Origin of the sequence: Kribbella sp. NPDC023855, assembly GCF_040639475.1 — a bacterium.
GTDB lineage: Bacteria > Actinomycetota > Actinomycetes > Propionibacteriales > Kribbellaceae > Kribbella.
On record NZ_JBFAAA010000004.1, the window covers coordinates 79,320 to 99,109 of the forward strand.

General features: G+C 66.7%; 19 protein-coding genes. 10 read left to right on the forward strand and 9 right to left on the reverse strand.

Annotated elements, in window-relative coordinates; genetic code table 11:
- The first annotated feature begins 119 nt into the window (after window positions 1–119).
- Genes AB0F51_RS15700 through AB0F51_RS15715 form a run of 4 tightly spaced genes read left to right on the forward strand, consistent with a single transcriptional unit; the run spans window position 120 to window position 4,374 of the window.
- Window positions 120–1,436 carry an L-fuconate dehydratase gene (locus tag AB0F51_RS15700; protein WP_360279958.1) on the forward strand — a complete coding sequence of 439 codons (1,317 nt, stop codon included), beginning with the start codon at window positions 120–122 and terminating at the stop codon, window positions 1,434–1,436.
- The gene (locus AB0F51_RS15705) at window positions 1,433–2,164 is read left to right on the forward strand and encodes a FadR/GntR family transcriptional regulator (RefSeq protein ID WP_360279961.1); all 732 of its coding nucleotides are present in this window, start codon (window positions 1,433–1,435) and stop codon (window positions 2,162–2,164) included. Before AB0F51_RS15700 ends, AB0F51_RS15705 begins: the two co-directional genes overlap by 4 nt.
- A 14-nt stretch (window positions 2,165–2,178) precedes the next feature.
- Entirely contained in the window at window positions 2,179–4,203 is a 2,025-nt protein-coding gene (locus AB0F51_RS15710) for a glycoside hydrolase family 36 protein (RefSeq protein ID WP_360279964.1), read from the forward strand.
- An 18-nt stretch (window positions 4,204–4,221) separates the two neighbouring features.
- Window positions 4,222–4,374, forward strand: a complete 153-nt coding sequence (locus AB0F51_RS15715; protein WP_360279966.1) for a hypothetical protein — start codon at window positions 4,222–4,224, stop codon at window positions 4,372–4,374.
- A 54-nt stretch (window positions 4,375–4,428) separates the two neighbouring features.
- On the opposite strand, the gene AB0F51_RS15720 is transcribed toward AB0F51_RS15715, so the two are convergent.
- Window positions 4,429–5,142 carry a helix-turn-helix domain-containing protein gene (locus AB0F51_RS15720; RefSeq protein WP_360279969.1) on the reverse strand — a complete coding sequence of 238 codons (714 nt, stop codon included), beginning with the start codon at window positions 5,140–5,142 and terminating at the stop codon, window positions 4,429–4,431.
- Between the two features lie 88 nt (window positions 5,143–5,230).
- Here AB0F51_RS15720 and AB0F51_RS15725 point away from each other — a divergent pair, with 88 nt between their 5' ends.
- Window positions 5,231–5,662, forward strand: a complete 432-nt coding sequence (locus AB0F51_RS15725) for a DoxX family membrane protein (protein WP_360279972.1) — start codon at window positions 5,231–5,233, stop codon at window positions 5,660–5,662.
- 36 nt (window positions 5,663–5,698) lie between these two features.
- On the opposite strand, the gene AB0F51_RS15730 is transcribed toward AB0F51_RS15725, so the two are convergent.
- A complete protein-coding gene (locus AB0F51_RS15730; RefSeq protein WP_360279975.1) occupies window positions 5,699–6,130 on the reverse strand; it encodes a hypothetical protein in 432 nt (143 codons plus the stop codon).
- 121 nt (window positions 6,131–6,251) lie between these two features.
- The gene (locus AB0F51_RS15735) at window positions 6,252–6,944 is read right to left on the reverse strand and encodes a helix-turn-helix domain-containing protein (protein ID WP_360279977.1); all 693 of its coding nucleotides are present in this window, start codon (window positions 6,942–6,944) and stop codon (window positions 6,252–6,254) included.
- 159 nt (window positions 6,945–7,103) lie between these two features.
- Here AB0F51_RS15735 and AB0F51_RS15740 point away from each other — a divergent pair, with 159 nt between their 5' ends.
- Together AB0F51_RS15740 and AB0F51_RS15745 are read left to right on the forward strand one after the other, a co-directional pair.
- Complete coding sequence (locus tag AB0F51_RS15740; protein WP_360279979.1) at window positions 7,104–7,829, forward strand: DUF2249 domain-containing protein; 726 nt, start codon at window positions 7,104–7,106, stop codon at window positions 7,827–7,829.
- A complete protein-coding gene (locus tag AB0F51_RS15745; RefSeq protein ID WP_360279982.1) occupies window positions 7,822–8,241 on the forward strand; it encodes a hypothetical protein in 420 nt (139 codons plus the stop codon). The genes AB0F51_RS15740 and AB0F51_RS15745 overlap by 8 nt, the downstream gene beginning before the upstream one ends.
- Here AB0F51_RS15745 and AB0F51_RS15750 read toward each other — a convergent pair.
- From AB0F51_RS15750 to AB0F51_RS15765, 4 genes are all read right to left on the reverse strand, one after another.
- Complete coding sequence (locus tag AB0F51_RS15750) at window positions 8,201–8,740, reverse strand: DUF488 domain-containing protein (RefSeq protein ID WP_360279985.1); 540 nt, start codon at window positions 8,738–8,740, stop codon at window positions 8,201–8,203. The two genes, AB0F51_RS15745 and AB0F51_RS15750, sit on opposite strands and share 41 nt — an antisense overlap.
- A gap of 63 nt (window positions 8,741–8,803) precedes the next feature.
- A complete protein-coding gene (locus AB0F51_RS15755; RefSeq protein ID WP_360279988.1) occupies window positions 8,804–9,835 on the reverse strand; it encodes a slipin family protein in 1,032 nt (343 codons plus the stop codon).
- 92 nt (window positions 9,836–9,927) lie between these two features.
- The gene (gene aceE, locus AB0F51_RS15760) at window positions 9,928–12,678 is read right to left on the reverse strand and encodes a pyruvate dehydrogenase (acetyl-transferring), homodimeric type (protein ID WP_360279991.1); all 2,751 of its coding nucleotides are present in this window, start codon (window positions 12,676–12,678) and stop codon (window positions 9,928–9,930) included.
- Window positions 12,675–13,655 carry a universal stress protein gene (locus tag AB0F51_RS15765; protein WP_360279994.1) on the reverse strand — a complete coding sequence of 327 codons (981 nt, stop codon included), beginning with the start codon at window positions 13,653–13,655 and terminating at the stop codon, window positions 12,675–12,677. The genes aceE and AB0F51_RS15765 overlap by 4 nt, the downstream gene beginning before the upstream one ends.
- 177 nt (window positions 13,656–13,832) lie before the next feature.
- On the opposite strand from AB0F51_RS15765, the gene AB0F51_RS15770 reads away from it, so the two are divergent.
- The 3 genes from AB0F51_RS15770 to tal all read left to right on the forward strand — a co-directional run bounded on the left by AB0F51_RS15770 (window position 13,833) and on the right by tal (window position 17,084).
- Complete coding sequence (locus tag AB0F51_RS15770; protein WP_360279997.1) at window positions 13,833–15,071, forward strand: helix-turn-helix domain-containing protein; 1,239 nt, start codon at window positions 13,833–13,835, stop codon at window positions 15,069–15,071.
- 116 nt (window positions 15,072–15,187) lie between these two features.
- A complete protein-coding gene (locus tag AB0F51_RS15775) occupies window positions 15,188–15,940 on the forward strand; it encodes a hypothetical protein (protein ID WP_360280000.1) in 753 nt (250 codons plus the stop codon).
- 43 nt (window positions 15,941–15,983) lie between these two features.
- Entirely contained in the window at window positions 15,984–17,084 is a 1,101-nt protein-coding gene (gene tal / locus AB0F51_RS15780) for a transaldolase (protein WP_360280003.1), read from the forward strand.
- A 66-nt stretch (window positions 17,085–17,150) separates the two neighbouring features.
- Here tal and ctaD read toward each other — a convergent pair whose 3' ends face one another.
- Both ctaD and AB0F51_RS15790 read right to left on the reverse strand, forming a co-directional pair.
- Window positions 17,151–18,875, reverse strand: a complete 1,725-nt coding sequence (ctaD, locus tag AB0F51_RS15785; protein ID WP_360281542.1) for a cytochrome c oxidase subunit I — start codon at window positions 18,873–18,875, stop codon at window positions 17,151–17,153.
- Window positions 18,876–19,027: 152 nt separating this feature from the next.
- The gene (locus AB0F51_RS15790; protein ID WP_360280006.1) at window positions 19,028–19,456 is read right to left on the reverse strand and encodes a TraR/DksA family transcriptional regulator; all 429 of its coding nucleotides are present in this window, start codon (window positions 19,454–19,456) and stop codon (window positions 19,028–19,030) included.
- Window positions 19,457–19,790 lie beyond the last annotated feature (334 nt).

Here is a 19,790-nt window from a genome sequence, read left to right on the forward strand (position 1 = left end):
TCGAGACGACGATTAATCCCATGAATTTCCGGGATCGTAGCGCTGGCGTTCGGCTTGGTCCATACTGAACGCCATTAATCCCGGAGAAACATCCCATCTATCGCGAACAGGGGCCCGCCATGCCACGCATCACGTCGGTGGAGGTTGTCGACGTCCGCTTCCCGACGTCGCTCACGCGCGACGGGTCGGACGCGATGAACAAGGACGGTGACTACTCGGCGGCCTACGTCGTGCTGCACACCGACGAGGCAGGGCTGTCCGGTCACGGCTTCACGTTCACGATCGGTCGTGGCAACGACCTGTGCGTCATGGCGGCCTCCCAGCGCGCCGAGCCGCTGCTGGGGCGCGACGTCGACGCGCTCTGCGACGATCTCGGTGCCGTCTACCGGGAGTTGCAGTCGGACACCCAGTTGCGCTGGCTCGGGCCGGACAAGGGTGTGATCCACCTTGCGCTGGCCGCGGTGATGAACGCGGTGTGGGACCTGGCCGCCCGCCGGGCCGGCGTACCACTGTGGCGACTGCTGTCCGAGATGTCACCCGAAAAGCTGGTCGCGGCGGCCGACCTGCGGTACCTGAGCGACGTCCTCACCGCGGAGCAGGCGGTGACGCTGCTCAGATCCCGCGAAAGTGGCCGTGAGCAACGAATCGCCGAGCTGGAGGCGTCCGGCTACCCCTGCTACACGACGTCGGCCGGCTGGCTCGGGTACTCCGATGCCAAGCTGCGCAGGCTTTGCGAGGAAGCCGTTGCCGCCGGCTACCGGCACGTCAAGCTCAAGGTCGGTGCGGACCTCGACGACGACATCCGGCGCTGCCGGATCGCCCGGGAGGTGCTCGGTCCAGGCGGAAACCTGATGATCGACGCGAACCAGGTCTGGGAGGTGCCGGAGGCGATCGAGTGGGTCAAGGCGCTGGCCGAGTTCGAGCCGCTGTGGATCGAGGAGCCGACCAGTCCGGACGACATCCTCGGTCATGCGGCGATCCGCAAGGCGGTGGCGCCGATCGGGGTCGCCTCCGGTGAGCACGGCATGAACCGGGTGCTCTTCAAGCAGATGTTCCAGGCCGGCGCGCTCGACTACTGCCAACTCGACGCGGCCCGCCTCGGCAGTGTCAACGAAGTACTCGCTGTCTACCTGCTCGCCGCGTGGTTCGACGTACCGGTCTGTCCTCATGCCGGCGGTGTCGGGCTGTGCGAGCTCGTCCAGCACCTGGCGATCTTCGACTACGTGGCCGTCTCCGCCAATCTCGATCGCCGGGTCACGGAGTACGTCGATCACCTGCACGAACACTTCGTGGATCCGTGCGCCGTCCGGAACGGGGCGTACGTGTTGCCACAGGCGCGCGGCTACAGTGCCGAGATGTACAGGGAGTCGCTAGAGACCTACAGCTTTCCGGATGGCAGCTACTGGGCGGCCCGCACCGCCGGTGAGCAGTCATGAGCCCGGCGAAGGCCGCCGTGCAGCCACGGCCCGCCGGCGCGTCCCAGACCGACGTGGTGGTGCAGAGCATCCGGCAGATGATCATCGACGGCCGGCTCAAACCGGGGGACCGGCTGCCGATCGAGAAGGACCTCGCCGTGGCGCTAGGGGTCTCCCGGAACCCACTGCGCGAGGGCGTCCGGGCGCTGTCGATCATGGGCGTGCTCGAGACCCGGCAGGGCGACGGCACCTACGTCACCAAGCTCGACCCGTCCATGCTGCTCGCCCCGATGGGTTTCGTCGTGGACCTGCAGGACGGCACCGGCACCCACCACCTGCACGTCGTACGGCGGATCCTGGAGACCGAGGGTGCGGCGCTGGCAGCGCGCGACATCGCCGCCGACAAGCTGGCCGCGGCGGAGGAGCTGCTGCGCCGCAACGAGGCCCAGCTCGCGCTGCCGGAACCCGATCACGAGGCCGTCATCGAGAACGACATCGCCTTCCACCGGATCATCGCCGACGCGGCCGGCAACCCGGTGCTGTCCGCGCTGATCGACGCGCTCGGCGGACGCACGATGCGGGACCGGCTGCGTCGCTCCATCGCCGAGCCCGGCGCCGACGAGACCGCGCACCGCGAACACCTCTCGATCCTCGCGGCGCTCCGCAGCCACGACCCCGATCGCGCCCGGAACCGGATGGCCGCGCACCTGTTCACCGTCGAGGACTACCTCCTCGAGCACCGCCCTTGACGAACTGAGGACCTATGACCGATTTGCTGCGCTGGAGTACGCCGGAACTGACGCTGACCTTCGCCCTCGACGACGGTCCGGTCCGACTGATCGCGGTCCGCGAGGCCGCACAGCCGAGCGGTGACGAGCCTGATCCGAGCCAGCCCTTGGTCGAGGTCGCTGCCGTCGGGCACGGTCATTCCAGGCATCGTCAGGCCAGCACGGTCCTCGGACAGCAGTTGCGGTACGTCCGGCACGACGAGACCGAGACCACGCTGCGCATCGTCCAGGAGGAGCCGGCCACGGGTCTCCGCGTCACCAGCGTCTTCGAAGCGGGAGCCGGCGTCCGCGCCTGGACCGAAGCCTCGATGATCGGGCCGGGCTCGCTGGAACTCACCTTCCTGTCGTCCCTTGCGGTCGGCCTCGCCTCGATCGACGCCGAACTGTACTCCGCGGTCAACAGCTGGATGGCTGAGAACCGGTGGTCGAAGCGCGTACTCCGGGATGCGCTAGCCGACATCGTCACCGAGTCCCACCACCACGTCGCCCACAGCCGGGTCGCGATGACCAGCACGAACTCCTGGTCCAGCGGCGAACGACTGCCGATCGGCGTTCTGGTCGACCGCAGTACGCCGTACGCGCTGGGCTGGCAGATCGAGCACAACGGACCGTGGCACTACGAGCTCGGTGAGAACCGGCGCGGCGGCTATCTCCTGCTGAGTGGGCCGAATGACCAGGAGCACCAGTGGAGCGTCGAGGTGACGGCCGGCAGGCCGTTCACGACGGTCCCGGTTTCGCTGGTCGTCGGAACCGACGTCGACAGTGTGTTCGCGGCGCTCACCCGTCAGCGCCGCGCGATCCGTCACCGGCGCCCGATCGACGACCGGATGCCGGTCGTCTTCAACGACTTCATGAACACGCTGCTGGGTGATCCGACCACGGACAAGCTGCTGCCGCTGATCGATGCCGCGGCCGGGGTCGGGGCGGACTACTTCTGTATCGACGCCGGTTGGTACGCCGAAGGTGACTGGTGGAACACAGTAGGCGCCTGGCAACCGTCGACGACCAGGTTCCCTCAGGGTCTCGGTGAAGTGATCGAGCGGATCCATCAGCACGGCATGGTGCCCGGACTCTGGCTGGAACCCGAGGTCATCGGGGTCCGGTCACCGATCGCCGGCGAACTGCCTGACGACGCGTTCCTGACCCGTCGCGGCCGGCGAGTCATCGAGAGCGGTCGCTACCTGCTCGATCTGCGGAATGTTGCTGCCCGCAAGCATCTCGACGCCACGATCGACCGGCTGGTCGACGAGTTCGGCGTGGGCTTCTTCAAGTTCGACAACAACACCATGACCGGGCCCGGTACCGACAAGGACGGGACGTCGCTCGGGCATGGGCTGCTGGAGCACAACCGCGCACTGCTGAGCTGGCTGGACGGTATCCACGAGCGCCATCCGGACCTGCTGGTCGAGAACTGCGCCTCGGGTGCGATGCGAATGGACTACGGCATGCTGTCCCGCCTCCCTCTGCAGTCGACCTCGGACCAGGAGCACCCGTTGCTCTACGCAACGATCGCCGCGGCCGCGCCGGCCGCCGTACTCCCGGAACAGGCCGGCAACTGGGCTTATCCGATCGCCGGTTCGACGCGCGAGGAGTTCACCTTCGCACTCGTCAACGGCATCCCCGGACGCCTCTACCTCTCGGGTCACCTCAACAAGATGACACCGACGGAACTGGAGTTGGTTCGCTCCGCACTCGCCGCTCATCGCGCCGTACTCGCTGATCTGGACACGCTCGTCCCTGCCTGGCCGCTGGGACTCCCGAGGTGGACCGACGACTGGGTCGCCCTTGCTCTCAACGGCGCAGACATCTCCTACCTGACTCTCTGGCACCGCACCGCCGGGCCGTCGACCATCACCCTGCCGATCCCGCGCTCGAAGATCACTCCGCACTTCCCTGAAGACCTCGGCGACTGGACCTACACCTGGACAGACGACGGCCTTGCCGTCACCGCCAACACCCCCGCCCCCTCAGCCCGCGTCCTCCGCCTGCAAGCCCTATGAACTACGCCGGTTGCCTCTATGTGCATTCAAGCGCGAGTCGATTTAGGCAACGACCCGCTGCACTTCGATGACCTCAACGGCGGCAAGCCGATCCTGTACTCCGCCCTGGGTGAAGGCGGCGTCGGCGATCCGCACATCGTGCGTTCTCCGAAGGCGGCCGGTTCTACCTGATCGCCACCGACCTGCGCGGGGTACGAGAGACTTCGCGCCGCCTGGAGTCGAGGGTTACGGCCGGGCTGGTTCGAGGCGGACGCAGCAGTGGCCGGGGTGGGGTTTGAGGTGGGCCTGGAGTTTGGTGCCGAGGCCGGAGAGCAGGCCGCCGATCAGGCACAGATTCATCTGGCAGACCAGGTCGGTGTGCTGCTTTGCGAGGGTGTGGAACGGGCAGTTGCCCAGGACTATCGCGTCCTCGTCGGCGCGGGGTTCGAAGCCTTGCGCCTCGAGGATGCGCATGACGGTCCCGGCTTCCGTAGTACCGGCTGCCGCGGTACTGGCTTCCGTGGTGCCATTGGCTTGTGCTGTCGCTGCGAGTTCGGTGCCGAGTTGGCGGGCGTGCCGGTCAAGCGCTTCGCGCGGGGACTCTCCGGTGGTTTCGGCGTCTTCGATCGCTGCGGCGAGTAGCCGGCCGGCCAGGTCGTAGCGGTGTTCCGGGAGGGATACGTCCACGTGTTGCTCGGAGCGGCGGTACAGCTTGGACGGCCGCCCGGCGCCGGGGCCGGTGCGGCCGGTACGGCGCTCGTAGATGACGTCCAGCAGCCCCTCGTCGGCGAGCCGGTCGAGGTGGAACGCCGCGGTAGCGCGCGGCACGCCCAACGCCTTGGCCGCTTCCTCCCGGGTCACCGCGGCAGGTTGCCGTACGACGTGGTCGTAGAGCCGCCGCCGCGTCGGTTCGTCCAACGAGGCGACCGCCAAGATCCGCGCTTCCCTGCTGGGGTCCACGGCAGCAGTCTAAAGCTAACTCCCATTGACTAAAACCTGGCCCGGCTTCTAAAGTCGAAACATATCTACTTTAGAAGGAGTGGGAGCCATGACAACCGAGATGCCGAGCAAGCGCACTACAGGCCGAGCGGCGCTGTCCGACCCGGCGTACCAGGCTTTCCTGGTCTTGCGAACGGTGTTCACGGTGGCACCGATCGCGTTCGGCCTGGACAAGTTCACCAACCTGCTCACCGAGTGGCCCGGCTACCTGGCCCCGTGGATCAACGACCTCGTCCCCGGCTCCGGGCAGGACGCGATGTACGCCGTCGGAGTGATCGAGATCGTCGCCGGCGTCGCGGTCGCCGTGATCCCGCGGTACGGCGCGCTCCTCGTCGCCGCCTGGCTCGCCGGCATCATCCTCAACCTGCTCACCCTGTCCGGCTTCTACGACGTAGCCCTCCGCGACTTCGGCCTCCTGATCGCCGCGGTAGCCCTCTCCCGCCTCGCGGTCCAGTACGCCCCCGCCCGCCACAGCTCCTAGCGCCACCTCGTTGGAGCCTGGACGGCGCCCGAGGAGTCAGCCTGCAACGAGAAGACAGATCCCGAGCGCCGCCAGGACCAGCACCTTGGCCGCCTCGAGACCGATGTAGTACAGGTGCATGGTCGATCGAGGCAGGTCCTCACCAGCGAGAACGCGGTCGGTACGCCGATTGAGTCGCAGGCGAACGACAACGAGCTGCCCAGCCAAGATGACCAGCGCAACCGCCGTGAGAGCCGCCACCGATCCAGTCGGCTCTCCCACGACGACTGCCACGAGCACGACCAGCGCCCAGCCGATCTCGACGAGGTTGAGTGCCCGAAAGACGATCCGACCGATCCCGAGCCCAACGCGCAGGTCGACACCAGGAGCTCGAAACTTGAGCGGCGCCTCCAGGAACGAAATCCCAAGCACCATGCCAAGCCAGATGAAGACAACGGCGGTTGCCAGGGCAGCTGGTACGGCGTTCACAGGTGCTCCTTCTGGATCACGCGCGATTGCTTGCGATCTTGCCTCACGAGGACTTCCATCGCCGGTCCTCCGGGGATGGGTGCCCGGCGCCGTGGCGTGGTACCGATCCTGGTGAGGTGCATCAGGCGCTCCTGTTGGCGGTCTGGGGTGGATGGGCGCGGGTGGGGGAGAGGTGGGCGATGCAGGCGTCGCGTTCTGCGAAGGGCTCGAGGCTGGTTGCTGTGATGGGTGCGCGGATTGCCGTGAGTGCACCTCGCATCAGCCCGAGGTGTAGCGGACACAGGGTGGACGAGTATTCCTCCGCGAGTTCCAGGAAGGGGCAGTGTCGCAGTCTGATGCGCTCGGCCGGGTCGCCCTCGGGTTCGGGGGCGAACCCGAGGTCGGTCATCATCGCGGTCAACCGGTGGGTGGCCTCGGCGACGCCGGGCTGACGGGTCGGTGCGACCTGGTCGACCAGATGGCCACCCCAGGTGCGTCCGGCGGCTTCGGCTGCGCCACCCGCATCGGGGTCCGTGGACAACTGGCCGAGCAGGATCTTGGCCAGCAGGTGGTACTGGCGCTGGCCGCCTCGGTCCATCCCGGGATGTGGTGTGTACACGGTCCGAGGCCGGCCGGGCCCAGTTGGCTGCTCGAGCCGGCGGTCGATCAGGGCGTCCCTCACCAGCGCGTCGAGGTGGAAGCGCACCGTGTTGGGGTGGATCCTGAGCCGATCGGCGAGCTGGGTGACACCCAGCGGGGTGTCGGAGGTTCGCAGTACTTCGAGCAGCGCCTGCCGTCTTGGCTGCTCGCCGGCCGTCTGGTCAGTCCTGGTCATGGCGACCAGCTCGCGTTCGCAGGGTGGCGCGGTCCGTGAGGTCGACGCACGGTAACGCGATCACAGAGGTCACAACCACTCCTCCCAGCAGGTACTTGTAATTACTACAAATATCACATGTAATAATCATTGAAAATGGTGACGTGAGGAGAGTGCGGCATGGCGGCTTCGGACATCTTCATCCAGGCGACCGAGACTGATCCCGACGTCATCGCTCGAGATGTGGTGGCCGAGGCCCACCGGCGGCTGCGGTCCGGACTTGTGGCGTTGACCGCCCCACAGCAAGTGGGCGAGGGCCCCGAGCCGCGGTCAGCCGAGCTGGTGGACTTCTGCCTCAATGAGGTGCGCCGCTACCTCGTCATCGCGGACCAGAACCTGTACGCGCCCGCCTCCGAGGACGACGAGACCCGGCTCCTGGTCGACGCTCTCCGCATCGGAGCCGCAGCGCTCAATGCACTGATCGACGAACTCGTTGCCGCCGAGCCGATCGACGCGGCGAGGCTCGGCGTACTGGTCGCAGCGGCCTTGAGTCTTCACCTCCAGATCGAGGGGTCGGTGTTGCTGCCCGCCCTCGCCGGCCTGCCCGGCGTGGATCCGTCGCTGCTGGCCGCCGATATGCGAGCCCACCTCGCCAGGGGACAGATCGAGCAGCCGACGGTCATCGACGTACGACGAGTCGCGCGCGGCGGGCGCCATCCACGGGTCTTCGCCCGGTACGCCCGGCTGGCCCCGGGAGAGGCGTTCATCCTGGTCCACAGCCACGACCCCAAACCGTTGCGCCGGGAGTTCGAGGCCATCTACGCCGGCGCGTTCAGCTGGGACTATCTGCAGGCGGGTCCCGAGGAATGGCGAGTCCGTATCGGCAGGGTCACCGCTGATGCCTGACGAGGCGGCGGCAGCCGGCGCCCGGCCCGAGCACCCGGCGCTGCGGGTGCTGGCCGACGTACACGAACTCGTCGACGATTCGACGGTGCCGTCGGGCGCTCGGTGGACGCTCGCCGAACCGGGTCGCCAGCTTGACGCGAATCTCGTCCATCTACCGGCCGGGCAGCGCGTGGACACCCACACCGAGCCCGATCTTGATGTCGTACTCATCGTCGTCGCGGGTGGCGGCACCGCCGGTACACCCGACGGCGAGCTGACACTTGCCGACGGCAACATCGTCTGGTTGCCCCACGGCTCGACCCGCAACATCACCGCCGGCAACAACGGCCTGTCCTACCTGACCGTCCACCGCCGCCGTCCCGGTCTGCAGATCAGCAAGCGCCGGGATACGTCAGCCGCCCGTCTGCGCTGATCCGCGTCCTGGCGCCCCACTTACCCAGTTCGTGAACCCGTGGTTCACCGGCGCCGACGATGTGCCGTACCGTCCAGCCGCGGGCGGTGAGGGTGTTGGCGATCAGCAGCCGGTGACAGCGCCAGGGCATCGGTTCCCCGCACATGATGGCGACCCGGCTGTCGGCTGCGAGCTCCGTCAAGCGGGAGATACCGTGCTCATACGCCGGAAGCAAGGTGTAGTCGGCGTAGTTCTTGAAGCTTGTGTTCTGCCAGCCGGCGTTGGCGGTCGGGTCGACGTCCTGCTTCGGCCGACGGCCGCCGAGCTCTTCGAGGTACTGATAGCTGATACCGGCGCGCTCCAACCACTCGCGCATCGCTTCCTGCTTGTACTGCGGGCTCCTGCGCGAGCCGGGATGAGCCCGGACGTCCACCAGGAGATCGATCGACCACGTGTCCAGTCGGGCGATGAACGTCGCTTCCGGGCACGTCCAGTGCCCGATCGTCCAGATCTCGCCCATCTTCGCCTCCCCGAAGGGCAGCCTGCCGCAACTCCAGTGTCCGTAGTTGCGCGATCTCGCCTACTACGGTTGCCACGCCGGGTCGGCACAACCGGCGGGGAGTCCGCCCCACTGAGGTTGTGCCGACCCGGCCGTTTCGGGAACCGGCAGTGCGGTTGGTTTTGCGGTCACCGCGGAGGATGTCGTCAACGAGTCGAGTGAGATCTGTCCGTTGGCACGCAGGGACTGCGCGATCTCGCGGATCGGTGAAGTTCCGGACGCCGGCGAGCCGTTCCCCGCGGCCGGGGCTGGACTCGGCGCCGGCGCCGCTTGATCGGCACTGGTCGCCTTCGCGGACTCCGGCGGTGTCGATCGTTCCAGGAATCGGAGTAGTTCGACCGGGAAGGGCAGTACCAGGGTGGAGTTCTTCTCGGCGGCGACTTCGACGACGGTCTGCAGCAGCCGCAACTGCAGGGCTGCTGGGTGTTCGGACATCACCTCGGCGGCTTGGCCCAGTTTCTCCGAGGCCTGAAGTTCGCCGTCCGCGGTGATGATGCGAGCGCGGCGTTCCCGTTCGGCCTCGGCCTGGCGTGACATCGACCGCTTCATCGTCTCGGGCAAGGCAACGTCCTTGATCTCGACCCGGTCGATGTGGACGCCCCAGTCCAGCGCCGGGCTGTCGATCATCAGCGCCATGCCCTGATTGAGGCGTTCGCGGTTGGACAGCAGGTCGTCCAGGTCGCTCTTGCCGATGATCGAGCGCAGCGAGGTTTGGGCGACCTGGCCGATGGCCGAGACGTAGTCCTCGACGTCGACGGCCGCCCGGACCGGGTCGACGACGTTGAAGTAGACGACCGCGTCGACGCGGACCGTCACGTTGTCGCGGGTGATGCCGTCCTGTGCGGGAACCGGCATCGTGATGATCTGCATGTTGACCTTGTGCATCCGATCAGCGATCGGCACCAGCACGGCAAGCCCCGGCTTCCGGATCACCGGCCGCACCCGGCCGAACCGGAAGACGACACCGCGTTCGAACTGCCTGACCACACGGAAGCACGCGGCCGATCCGATCAGACCCACCACGAACGCCAGGACCAGAAGATAAAAGATGATCATTTCTCCTCCGTTGAGACGTCGTCGCGGTCTCGTCGATGTACTTCAATGCTCGCCCGACGGCCACGGACTGGCACTGGTACTGGTCGGCTGACTTAGATCCCTTGCGGTTGCCGGTGATCGGCAACATGCGGATCCTGCCGAGCTGGGTAGGTCGTTCTGGCCAACCGCGGTATTGATTCGTCCAGCTCGCCGCACTCGGCCAGCTGCTGCAGCGTGCGCTGGACGATTGATTGCGGATCGATTCCGAAGTGACGGCGCAGTGCGGTGCGGGTATCGGAGTGGCCGAAGCCGTCGGTTCCCAGGGAGGTCCAGGGCCGGTGGACGAACGGTGCGATCTGGTCGGGTACTGCGCGCATCCAGTCCGAGACGGCCAGGACTGGGCCCGCGGTTTCTCCTAGTCGCCTTGTGACGTACGGGATTCGGGGAGGCTGGTCTGGGTGGGTCTGGTTCCATTCGTCGGCGGCGAGCGCGTCACGGCGTAGTTGGGTCCATGACGTCACCGACCACACGTCGGCGAGGACTCCCCAGTCTGCTTGGAGGAGGCGTTGTGCCTCCAGTGCCCAGGGCATCGCGATGCCCGAGGCAAGGATCTGCGCCTTCGGACCGTCGCCGGCCGGGGCTGGGGAGTAGCGGTGCATCCCGGTCAGGATCCCCGCGATGTCGACGTCATCGGGTTCGGCCGGCTGGCTGATCGGTTCGTTGTAGAGGGTGAGGTAGTAGAAGACGTTCTGGTCCTCACCGGGGCGCGGTTCGCCGTACATCCGGCGCAGTGCGTCGGCGGTGATGTGGCCGAGCTCGAACGCGTACGCGGCGTCGTACGCGATGCATGCGGGGTTGGTCGATGCCAGCAGCAACGAATGGCCGTCTTGGTGCTGCAGGCCTTCGCCGTTCAAGGTGGTGCGGCCGGCCGTGGCGCCGAGCAGGAATCCTCGGGTCAGCTGGTCTGCCGCGGCCCAGAGTTGGTCGCCGGTGCGCTGGAAGCCGAACATCGAGTAGAAGATGTACAGCGGGATCATCGGTTCGCCGTGAGTAGCGTACGACGTACCGGCAGCCGTCCAGGATGCCGCGGAGCCGGCCTCGGTGATGCCTTCGTGCAGGAGAACACCGCTGGTGTCTTCTTGGTAGCTGAGCATCTGGTCCCGGTCGACCGACAGGTAGTTCTGTCCGTGCGGGGAGTAGATCTTCTTGGACGCGAACAGCGAATCCAGCCCGAAGGTGCGGGCTTCGTCGGGGATGATCGGAACGAACCGGTGACCCAGCTGTGGGTCCTTCATCAGGTCCTTGAGCAGCCTGACGAACGCCATCGTGGTGGCGACCTTCTGCCGGCCGGAGCCGCGCCGGACGATCTCGTACGCCGCCGTGCCGGGCAGCGCAAGAGGCGTGCTGCGGACCCTGCGCGCGGGCAGGTAGCCGCCCAGGGCGCGCCGCCGCTCGTGCAGGTACTCGAGTTCCGGTGAACCCTCCGGCGGTCGGAAGTAGGGTGGCTTGACCTCGTCGAGGGCTGAGTCGGGGATGTCCAGGAACAGCCGGTCCCGGAATCCCTTGAGGTCCTCGGGAGTCAGCTTCTTCATCTGGTGGGTGGAGTTGCGGCCTTCGAAGTGGGATCCGAGCGTCCATCCCTTGATGGTCTGCGCCAAGATCACCGTCGGCTGTCCTGGGTGCTCGGTTGCCGCTCGATAGGCGGCGTACAGCTTGCGGTAGTCGTGACCGCCGCGTTTCAGGTTCCAGATCTCGTTGTCGGACAGGTGCTCGACCATGGCAGCGGTGCGAGGGTCGCGGCCGAAGAAGTGCTCGCGGACGAACGCGCCGGACTCGGCCTTGAAGGTCTGGAAGTCGCCGTCCGGTGTGGTGTTCATCAGGTTGAGCAGCGCGCCGTCGGTGTCGGCGGCCAGCAGCGGGTCCCATTCGCGGCCCCAGATCACCTTGATGACGTTCCAGCCGGCACCGCGGAAGTACGACTCCAGCTCCTGGATGATCTTGCCGTTGCCACGGACCGGTCCGTCGAGGCGCTGCAGGTTGCAGTTGACGACGAAGGTCAGGTTGTCGAGTTCCTCGCGGGCTGCGATGCCGATCGCGCCCAGCGACTCGGGTTCGTCCATCTCGCCGTCGCCGAGGAACGCCCAGACCCGCTGCCGGCTGGTGTCTTTGAGGTCCCGATTGTGCAGGTACCGGTTGAAGCGGGCCTGGTAGATCGCGTTGATCGCACCCAGCCCCATCGAGACGGTAGGGAACTCCCAGAAGTCCGGCATCAACCGCGGGTGTGGGTACGACGGCAACCCGCCGCCTTGGCCTGCGTGGGAGAACTCCTGCCGGAAGCCATCCAGCTGATCACTGGTCAGCCGGCCTTCCAGGAACGCGCGTGCGTAGATGCCGGGGGAGGCGTGGCCCTGGAAGTAGATCTGGTCGCCTCCGCCGGGCGCATCGTGGCCGCGGAAGAAGTGGTTGAACCCGACCTCGTAGAGGGCCGCAGCGGAGGCATAGGTGGAGATGTGCCCGCCCACGCCGATGCCTGGCCGCTGGGCGCGGTGGACCATGACGGCCGCGTTCCAGCGGTTGTAGGCACGGATACGTCGCTCGATGTGCTCATCGCCTGGGAACACCGGCTCGGCGTCGGGGGCGATCGTGTTGAGATAGTCGGTACTGCGCAGATTCGCCACACCCACGCGCCGGTCACGGGCCCGCTGCAGCACGCTCAGCATCAGGTACCGCGCCCGGTTACGTCCCGCGTGGTCAACCACCTGGTCCAGCGATTCCAGCCATTCCTGAGTCTCTGAGGGGTCCAGGTCGAGAAGCTGGGAGTTCAAGCCGAGGCTGTCCGGTAGGCCTTGCGACGCGGACGTCATGACAGCTCCTTCAGGTCCGTGGAGAGGTTCGGTGCCGTGAGTTGGAGTCTGCGGTAGTTCGCCGGCAGGGGTTTGATGACCTTGGTTTGTTGCGGATGAACCACGGCGACCGGGCAGGCAGCGTGATGCAGCACGGCCTGGCTCACCGAGCCCAGCAACATCCCGGCGAAGCCTCCGCGCCCCCGGGAACCGACCACGACCAGTGCGGCGCCCTCGGATTCATCGACCAGCGCCTGTGCTTGATGACCGTGCACGACCTTTGCTTCCAGGTCGATGCCGGGGAAGAGCGCTCGCTGGCTGTCCATCGCTTCGGTGAACAGGTGGTGCTCGATGATCTCCGCCGGGACGACGAGAGAGGGCTGCCGGACAGGCATTGCTGCGTGCACGGCAGTGACTCCGACCCGGCGACGTGCCGCCTCCTGAAAGGCGAACCGGATCGCCGCGCCCGACACCTCCGAACCGTCGACGCCGACCACGACCCGGCCGGACGGAACGGTCGGAAACGCCGTACCGTCTCGCTGTGGGTGGATGACGATCACCGGGCACGGCGCATGTGCGGCTACTGCGGCGCTCACCGATCCCACCAGCAGGCCGCGGAAGCCGCCGAGGCCACGGCTTCCCACGACCACCAGGGCGGCGCCCTGAGCCTGGCTCAGCAACGTCGGCGCAGCTCCGCCGACGAACAACTCGCTACTGATTCTGATACCGGGGGCGACGTGGCGCGCGTGCGCCTCGGCTTCGGCCAGCACCCACTCAGCCGCTGACTGAAGCCCGTTGGTCATCTCGCCGGAAAAGCTCAGGTCGAGCGCGTTGCCGATGATCGGCCAGCTGAAGGTGTGAACGATGCGCAGCGGGCAGCGCCGCGACGATGCTGCTGCGGCGGCCCAGACCAGCGCACCCCGCGCCGAGACCGAACCATCGACGCCGACCAGGACCGGAGGCCGGCCGCTGTTCCTCACCGCAGCTGTCTTCGTCATGTCACCGCTCCGCTTCGCTCTGAATGCCCCTGACGGCTTCGACTCTGCCCTCTGGGTGACGCAATGAGTACGGCAACGATCGGCGAACCTGTGACCGGCCTGATGGCCGACGCTCGGCAACGATGCTCTACTGGGACAGCACCGCACACCTGCGTCGAACCCCGCGGAGGGAGTGAGATGAGCGACTTCGTCGACCTTCCAGGCCTTAGCGACAGCGCTCCGAGCAATGCCGACGAGGCCTGGCTGACGGCCATCGCCCAGGCGGCCGCCGGGGATTCGCAGGCGCCGCTGGAGCTGTTGGTCGAATACCTCACCCTGCTCGCGGACGCTGCCATCTCCGGGCGGCGCCCGGGCGAGCACGAGCTGGCGATCGTGCGCGAACTCGGGCGTCGCGCCGCGGAACAGGGCATCCCCGCCGGCCGAGTCGCCGATCTGTACCTGTCCGCTGCCTGGCGGATGTGGCGAGACCTCCCCGACGTCGTGCCCTACCGCGACCGCGACACAGTCCGCGCCTCGGCCCAGGCGGTACTGCGCGCTGTCGGCGAAGCGATCGCCGTCCTCGTCGACAGCTACCAGGCAGCGAGCAAGGACCTGATCCGCCAGGAGGAGTCACTGCGGCGCGAACTGGTTGACGACTTGCTTCGTGGTGACCCCGACGTCTCCCGGATGGTGGAGCGCGCCGAACCGTTCGGGCTCGACCTCGGCCGCCCCCACCTGGTGGTCCTCGCCGCTCCGGTTGACGGGCTGTCCGACGGCGACCCGACAGCAGGCATGCTGGAACGGTTCATCCTCGACCAGTTCGGCGACCGTGAAGTGCTGGTGGCCACCAAGGAAGGCCTTCTGGTGATGTTGCTCCCGGCAACCACCCCCAAGGCGGCCCGCGATGCTGACAAAGAGGTTGGGGAACTCGTCCACGACGCGTTGATCCGGCACCGGGCCGGCCGCGTCTGGCGGGTGGCCGCCGGCCGCGCCTATCCCGGCACCTACGGCATCGCCCGCTCCTACGAGGAGGCACGAGAGGCGCTGACGCTGGCCGAGCGGTTGCAACTCGACTCGCCCGTGGTCGATGCCCGGGACATGCTCGTTTACCGGGTTCTGATCCGCGACCAAGCCGCTATCGCCGATCTCATCCAGGCCGTCCTCGGACCGCTCACCCAGGCCCGCGGCGGCGCTGAGCCCCTGCTGCAGACCCTCGAGGCGTACTTCGCGACCGGCGAGGTCGCCACCGAGGCGGCTCGGCGCCTGAACATGTCGGTCCGTACCGTCACCTACCGGCTGGACAAGATCAAAACCCTGACTGGACACGACCCGGGCGACCCAGCACAGCGGTTCACGCTGCACATCGCCGTCCTCGGCGCACGCCTCCTCGACTGGCCTGCCCGGGACATCCACTCAGGCACAGAGACCCGCGCTTAGCCGACGGTCGGTCCACCGAAGGCGCCATCTTTGCCGGACGTCGGCCAACAAGCCGTCCCCAGGTTCGCCGATCGTTGCAGTACCTTCATCGTCTCGCCGCGGCCATGGTGGATGCCATGAGGATCTATCGAATCTTCTGGCTGTTCTTCTGTGGTGTCCTCGGTGCCCTGGGCACCGTCGTCGCCCTCACCTGGTCCGTGTCGATCGTCCTCATGCTGTTTGCGGCCGCGGCCCTGACGGGCGGCGTCGTCGCCATGGTCATGCTGGACCCGGACGACGGCTCCCGGCTCCCGCGGGAAAGCCGGCAAACAGTCGCCAGGGGCTCGGTTCTGGCAGGAGCCGGGACGGTGGCCTTCGTCGGTATCGGCGTGATGGTCGGTGGTCCGACGACGGTCCTGCTGCTGGCGATCACGGCCGGCGGGTCGCCGTACGCGATCGCCTTTTGTCTCCGCTGGCTCAGGGAACACGGCCACCTCCCCAGCCCTTCACCGCAGCCCACCGAACCGGCCCTTGACGAGCCCTCGTCAGGGGCCGCGGCGGCGGTGTCTTCTTCCTGGACCGAGCAGAGCCGGCCCTCCGAGCCGTACGTCGAACCGGCATCGCTGAGCGACGACGCCCTGTGCATGGCGTGGCGGGCCAGCTTCTCGGCTCTGCAAAGGGCCAGTACGCCGGCGCAACGGTTGCGCATCGTCGACGAGCGCCGGGCTTATCTCGACGAGATCGAACGCCGCAGTGCCCACGGCATGGCAGCGTGGCTGGCGTCAGGAGCCAGAGCAGCGGGAGATCCCAGCCGATTCGTCATCGGAGACAGCGCGGCCGGCCGCGCCCGCATCGACTGGGACCGCCTGCTCCACGACACAGACAACTGAACAATCACCGCTGCTGGCAGCTGCCAGGGAAACCAGGAACGCGATGGCCAAGCTCGAACACCTCTACAGCTACTACGGTCAGAGCCCGTGGCTGGACAATCTCACCCGGGCCTCCCTGCGAAACGGAACCCTGGCGCGCATGGTCGACGACGGGGTCCGCGGCGTCACCGCGAATCCGTCGATCTTCGCCCGGAGCATCTCGGGTTCGGACGACTACGACGAACAGTTCTCGGCGCTGATGGCGACCGGAAAGTCGGTGGAAGAGGCCTACTGGGAGTTGGTCATCTCCGACGCCTGCCAAGTCCTCGACATACTGCGTCCGGTCTTCGACGGTGGCGACTGCGTCGATGGGTTCGTGTCCGTGGAGGTATCTCCCGAGCTGGCTCACGATGCGGCCGCCACGATCGCGGCCGCGCGGTGGCTGCGCCGCCGGATCAAGCGGCCGAACCTGCTCGTGAAGATTCCGGCCACCTCCGAAGGCGTCACCGCGGTCGAGGCTCTGACAGCCGAGGGCTGCAGCATCAACGTCACGCTGTTGTTCTCGCTGCCCCGCTACGCCGAGATCATCGATGCCTACCTGTCCGGCTTGGAGGCCTTCACCTCCAACGGAGGAGACCCTTCGACGATCTCCAGCGTCGCTTCGTTCTTCGTCAGCCGGGTCGATGTCGAGGTCGACCAGCGACTCGAGGCGCTCGGCACCGATGCGGCGCTCGCTCTGCGCGGCCAAGCCGCGGTCGCGCAGGCCAAGCTGGCCTACCGGTTGTTCACCCAGCAGTTCGCCACTGACCGCTGGCACCGGCTCGCCCGCCTGGGTGCAGATATCCAGCGGCCGCTGTGGGCCTCGACGTCAACCAAGAACCCCGAGGACCGCGACACCCGCTATGTCGAGGAGCTCATCGGCCCCGACACGGTCACGACATTGCCTGAAGCAACCATCGCTGCGTTCGAGGATCACGGCACGATGGCGCGGACTGTCGACAGCGGTGTGCCGCAGGCCGCCCAGTTCCTGGACCGCTTGGCGGCAGCCGGCGTTGACATGAATGCCGTGGGTCGCACCCTGGAGGAGAACGGCATAGCCACCTTCGAGAAGGCCTACCAAGACGTGCTGACGAACCTCACGGACAAGACGGAAGCCCTGCGCTGACCGACCGCACCCGCGATAAGGGTTAGCCGACGAGTTTCAGCCTGGCAGAGCTTTGCCGAGCTGGAGTCACTCGGTGGGATCGCCGTCGTGGCCGGGTGCCTTGGGGTGTTGTTGTTCGACGTCCTCTTCCAGGTTTTCCAATCGGCCCTGGTCTTCGCCGGCGTCGACTAGGTTGTCGCGGGGTGCGCCGCTGTCCGGGTACTCCGCCATCGCGACGTCCGGGTGGTGCAGGTCGAAAGCAGGGCTCTCGGACCGGATCCGGGGCAGTTCGATGAAGTTGTGTCGCGGTGGCGGCGAACTGGTCGCCCACTCCAGCGAGCGTCCCCAGCCCCAGGGCTCGTCGACGCCGACCAGCGGCGACTTGCGCGACTTGTAGACGTTGTAGAGGAACGGCAGCGTTGAGGCGCCGAGGATGAAGGCGCCGATGCTGGACACCTGGTTCAGGGTGGTGAAGCCTTCGTTTGCCCCGTACGACGCGTAGCGCCGCGGCATGCCCTCGACACCCAGCCAGTGCTGGACCAGGAAGGTGGTGTGGAAGCCGAGGAACAGCAGCCAGAAGTGCAGCTTGCCGAGCTTCTCGTCGAGCATCCGGCCGGTCATCTTGGGCCACCAGAAGTAGAAGCCGGCGAACATCGCGAACACGACCGTGCCGAAGACGACGTAGTGGAAGTGCGCGACCACGAAGTACGTGTCGGTGACGTGGTAGTCCAGAACGGGCGAGGCGAGGATCACCCCAGTCAGGCCGCCGAACAGGAACGTGGTGAGGAAGCCAACCGACCACAGCATAGGGGTGTCGAAGGAGATGGATCCGCCCCACATGGTGCCGATCCAGTTGAAGAACTTCACCCCTGTCGGCACGGCGATCATGAAGGACATGAAGGAGAAGAACGGCAGGCTGACCGCGCCGGTGGCGAACATGTGGTGTGCCCACACGGTGGCGGACAGTGCAGCGATCGCGAGCGTCGCGCCGACGAGTCCGATGTAGCCGAAGACGGGCTTGCGGCTGAAGACCGGGAGGATCTCGGTGATGATGCCGAAGAACGGCAGCGCGATGATGTAGACCTCGGGATGGCCGAAGAACCAGAACAGGTGCTGCCACAGCAGGGGCCCGCCATTAGCCGCGTCGAAGACGTGCGCCCCGAGGAGTCTGTCCGCCTCCAGCATCAGCAGCGCGCCGGCCAGGATCGGGAACGCGATCAGGACCAGGATCGACGTGACCAGGATGTTCCAGGTGAAGATCGGCATCCGGAACATCGTCATGCCCGGTGCCCGGAGGCAGATGATGGTGGTGATGAAGTTGACCGCGCCCAAGATGGTGCCCAGGCCGGCCATCCACAGACCCATGATCCACAGGTCACCGCCGACGCCCGGTGAGCGGATCGCGTCGGACAGCGGCGCGTAGCCAGTCCAGCCGAAGTCGGCGGCGCCACCGGGCGTCAGAAACCCGCTGAACGCGATCAGCCCCCCGAACAGGAAGAGCCAGTAGCTGAACATGTTGAGGCGGGGGAACGCGACGTCCGGTGCGCCGATCTGGACCGGCATGATCACGTTGGCGAAGCCGACGAACAGCGGTGTCGCGAAGAGCAGCAGCATGATGGTGCCGTGCATGGTGAAGAGTTGGTTGTAGACCTCTTCGTTGACGATCTGCAGGCCCGGTTTGGCCAGCTCGGCGCGGATCAGCAGCGCCATCAGGCCGCCGATCAGGAAGAACGCGAACGAGGTGATCAGGTACAAGTCACCGATCAGCTTGTGATCCGTGCTGGTCAGCCACTTCACCACGACCTTACCCAGCGGACGGCGTCCTTCTGCAAGTGCCGCCCTCGGCTGGCCACGCCCGGTCTGTGACCGTATCCGCTCTCTGTGAGTGGTGATATGTGTCAGCTGGTCCGTGAGTGAGTCAGCATCGTCGGTTCCGTGCATCCGGGTGATGCCACGTTGCCGCTTCACCAGTTCGCCGGTGGGTCGCTAGCTGGGAATGAGCCATAGCCCCAAACGTCAACGATATCCGCAGGCAGCGGGCCTCTCATCTCCTTCGCATACTGGCAGTCCATGCACAGGCTGGCCATGGGCAACGCAGTCAGACGGTCCAGAGCGATGACCTCACCGCATTGCTGGCAAATCCCGAAACATCCATCCTCGATGCGATGCAACGCCGCGACGATGTCCTGCAAGGCAGCCGAGGCTGCCGTCACCAGATCCGAGGTCACGGCGTCGGTGGCGTCGTTGCCGGCCAACCTGTCGCCCTCGAGGCCTTTGAGTTGCTCGATCCGAAACCGTCGATGTTGTTCCAGCCTTGCGCGAAAGGCATCCCCACTGCGGACTCGCTGTTCGTGCTGGTCGTTCGGCGAGACAACCTGTCCGAGATGCGTCACTAAGACCTCCTTGCCTACCTGTGGGCAGTACGACCGGTCCGTGTGGTGGCCATCGCTGCCCCATCCGAAACCACCATGTCCCTCGGAGTCGTCGCTGGCCAGGGCCGCTACCGGCACCGGCAACCGGCCATGTTTGCCGGGCATCGGCAAGCGCTCCGCTGTCCCGAGTAATCACCGACAGCGGCCACGCAGGCCTCGGTGGACCGCTCACTGGGGTGTCTCGATGACGTAGTGGCAGCGCATGCAGTAGCGGCTCGGCGGATGGATCCGTAGGCGCTGATCTCTATGGCGGAGCCGCACCGATGGATACAGATGAGGACTGTCGACCGGAGAG

Excerpts from the sequence above, each read along its gene's own strand:
- AB0F51_RS15700 (WP_360279958.1), top strand. The coding sequence starts at position 120 with ATGCCACGCATCACGTCGGTGGAGGTTGTCGACGTCCGCTTCCCGACG.
- AB0F51_RS15705 (WP_360279961.1), top strand. The coding sequence starts at position 1,433 with ATGAGCCCGGCGAAGGCCGCCGTGCAGCCACGGCCCGCCGGCGCGTCC.
- AB0F51_RS15710 (WP_360279964.1), top strand. The coding sequence starts at position 2,179 with ATGACCGATTTGCTGCGCTGGAGTACGCCGGAACTGACGCTGACCTTC.
- AB0F51_RS15715 (WP_360279966.1), top strand. The coding sequence starts at position 4,222 with ATGTGCATTCAAGCGCGAGTCGATTTAGGCAACGACCCGCTGCACTTC.
- AB0F51_RS15725 (WP_360279972.1), top strand. The coding sequence starts at position 5,231 with ATGACAACCGAGATGCCGAGCAAGCGCACTACAGGCCGAGCGGCGCTG.
- AB0F51_RS15735 (WP_360279977.1), bottom strand. The coding sequence starts at position 6,944 with ATGACCAGGACTGACCAGACGGCCGGCGAGCAGCCAAGACGGCAGGCG.
- AB0F51_RS15740 (WP_360279979.1), top strand. The coding sequence starts at position 7,104 with ATGGCGGCTTCGGACATCTTCATCCAGGCGACCGAGACTGATCCCGAC.
- AB0F51_RS15745 (WP_360279982.1), top strand. The coding sequence starts at position 7,822 with ATGCCTGACGAGGCGGCGGCAGCCGGCGCCCGGCCCGAGCACCCGGCG.
- AB0F51_RS15750 (WP_360279985.1), bottom strand. The coding sequence starts at position 8,740 with ATGGGCGAGATCTGGACGATCGGGCACTGGACGTGCCCGGAAGCGACG.
- AB0F51_RS15755 (WP_360279988.1), bottom strand. The coding sequence starts at position 9,835 with ATGATCATCTTTTATCTTCTGGTCCTGGCGTTCGTGGTGGGTCTGATC.
- aceE (WP_360279991.1), bottom strand. The coding sequence starts at position 12,678 with ATGACGTCCGCGTCGCAAGGCCTACCGGACAGCCTCGGCTTGAACTCC.
- AB0F51_RS15765 (WP_360279994.1), bottom strand. The coding sequence starts at position 13,655 with ATGACGAAGACAGCTGCGGTGAGGAACAGCGGCCGGCCTCCGGTCCTG.
- AB0F51_RS15770 (WP_360279997.1), top strand. The coding sequence starts at position 13,833 with ATGAGCGACTTCGTCGACCTTCCAGGCCTTAGCGACAGCGCTCCGAGC.
- AB0F51_RS15775 (WP_360280000.1), top strand. The coding sequence starts at position 15,188 with ATGAGGATCTATCGAATCTTCTGGCTGTTCTTCTGTGGTGTCCTCGGT.
- tal (WP_360280003.1), top strand. The coding sequence starts at position 15,984 with ATGGCCAAGCTCGAACACCTCTACAGCTACTACGGTCAGAGCCCGTGG.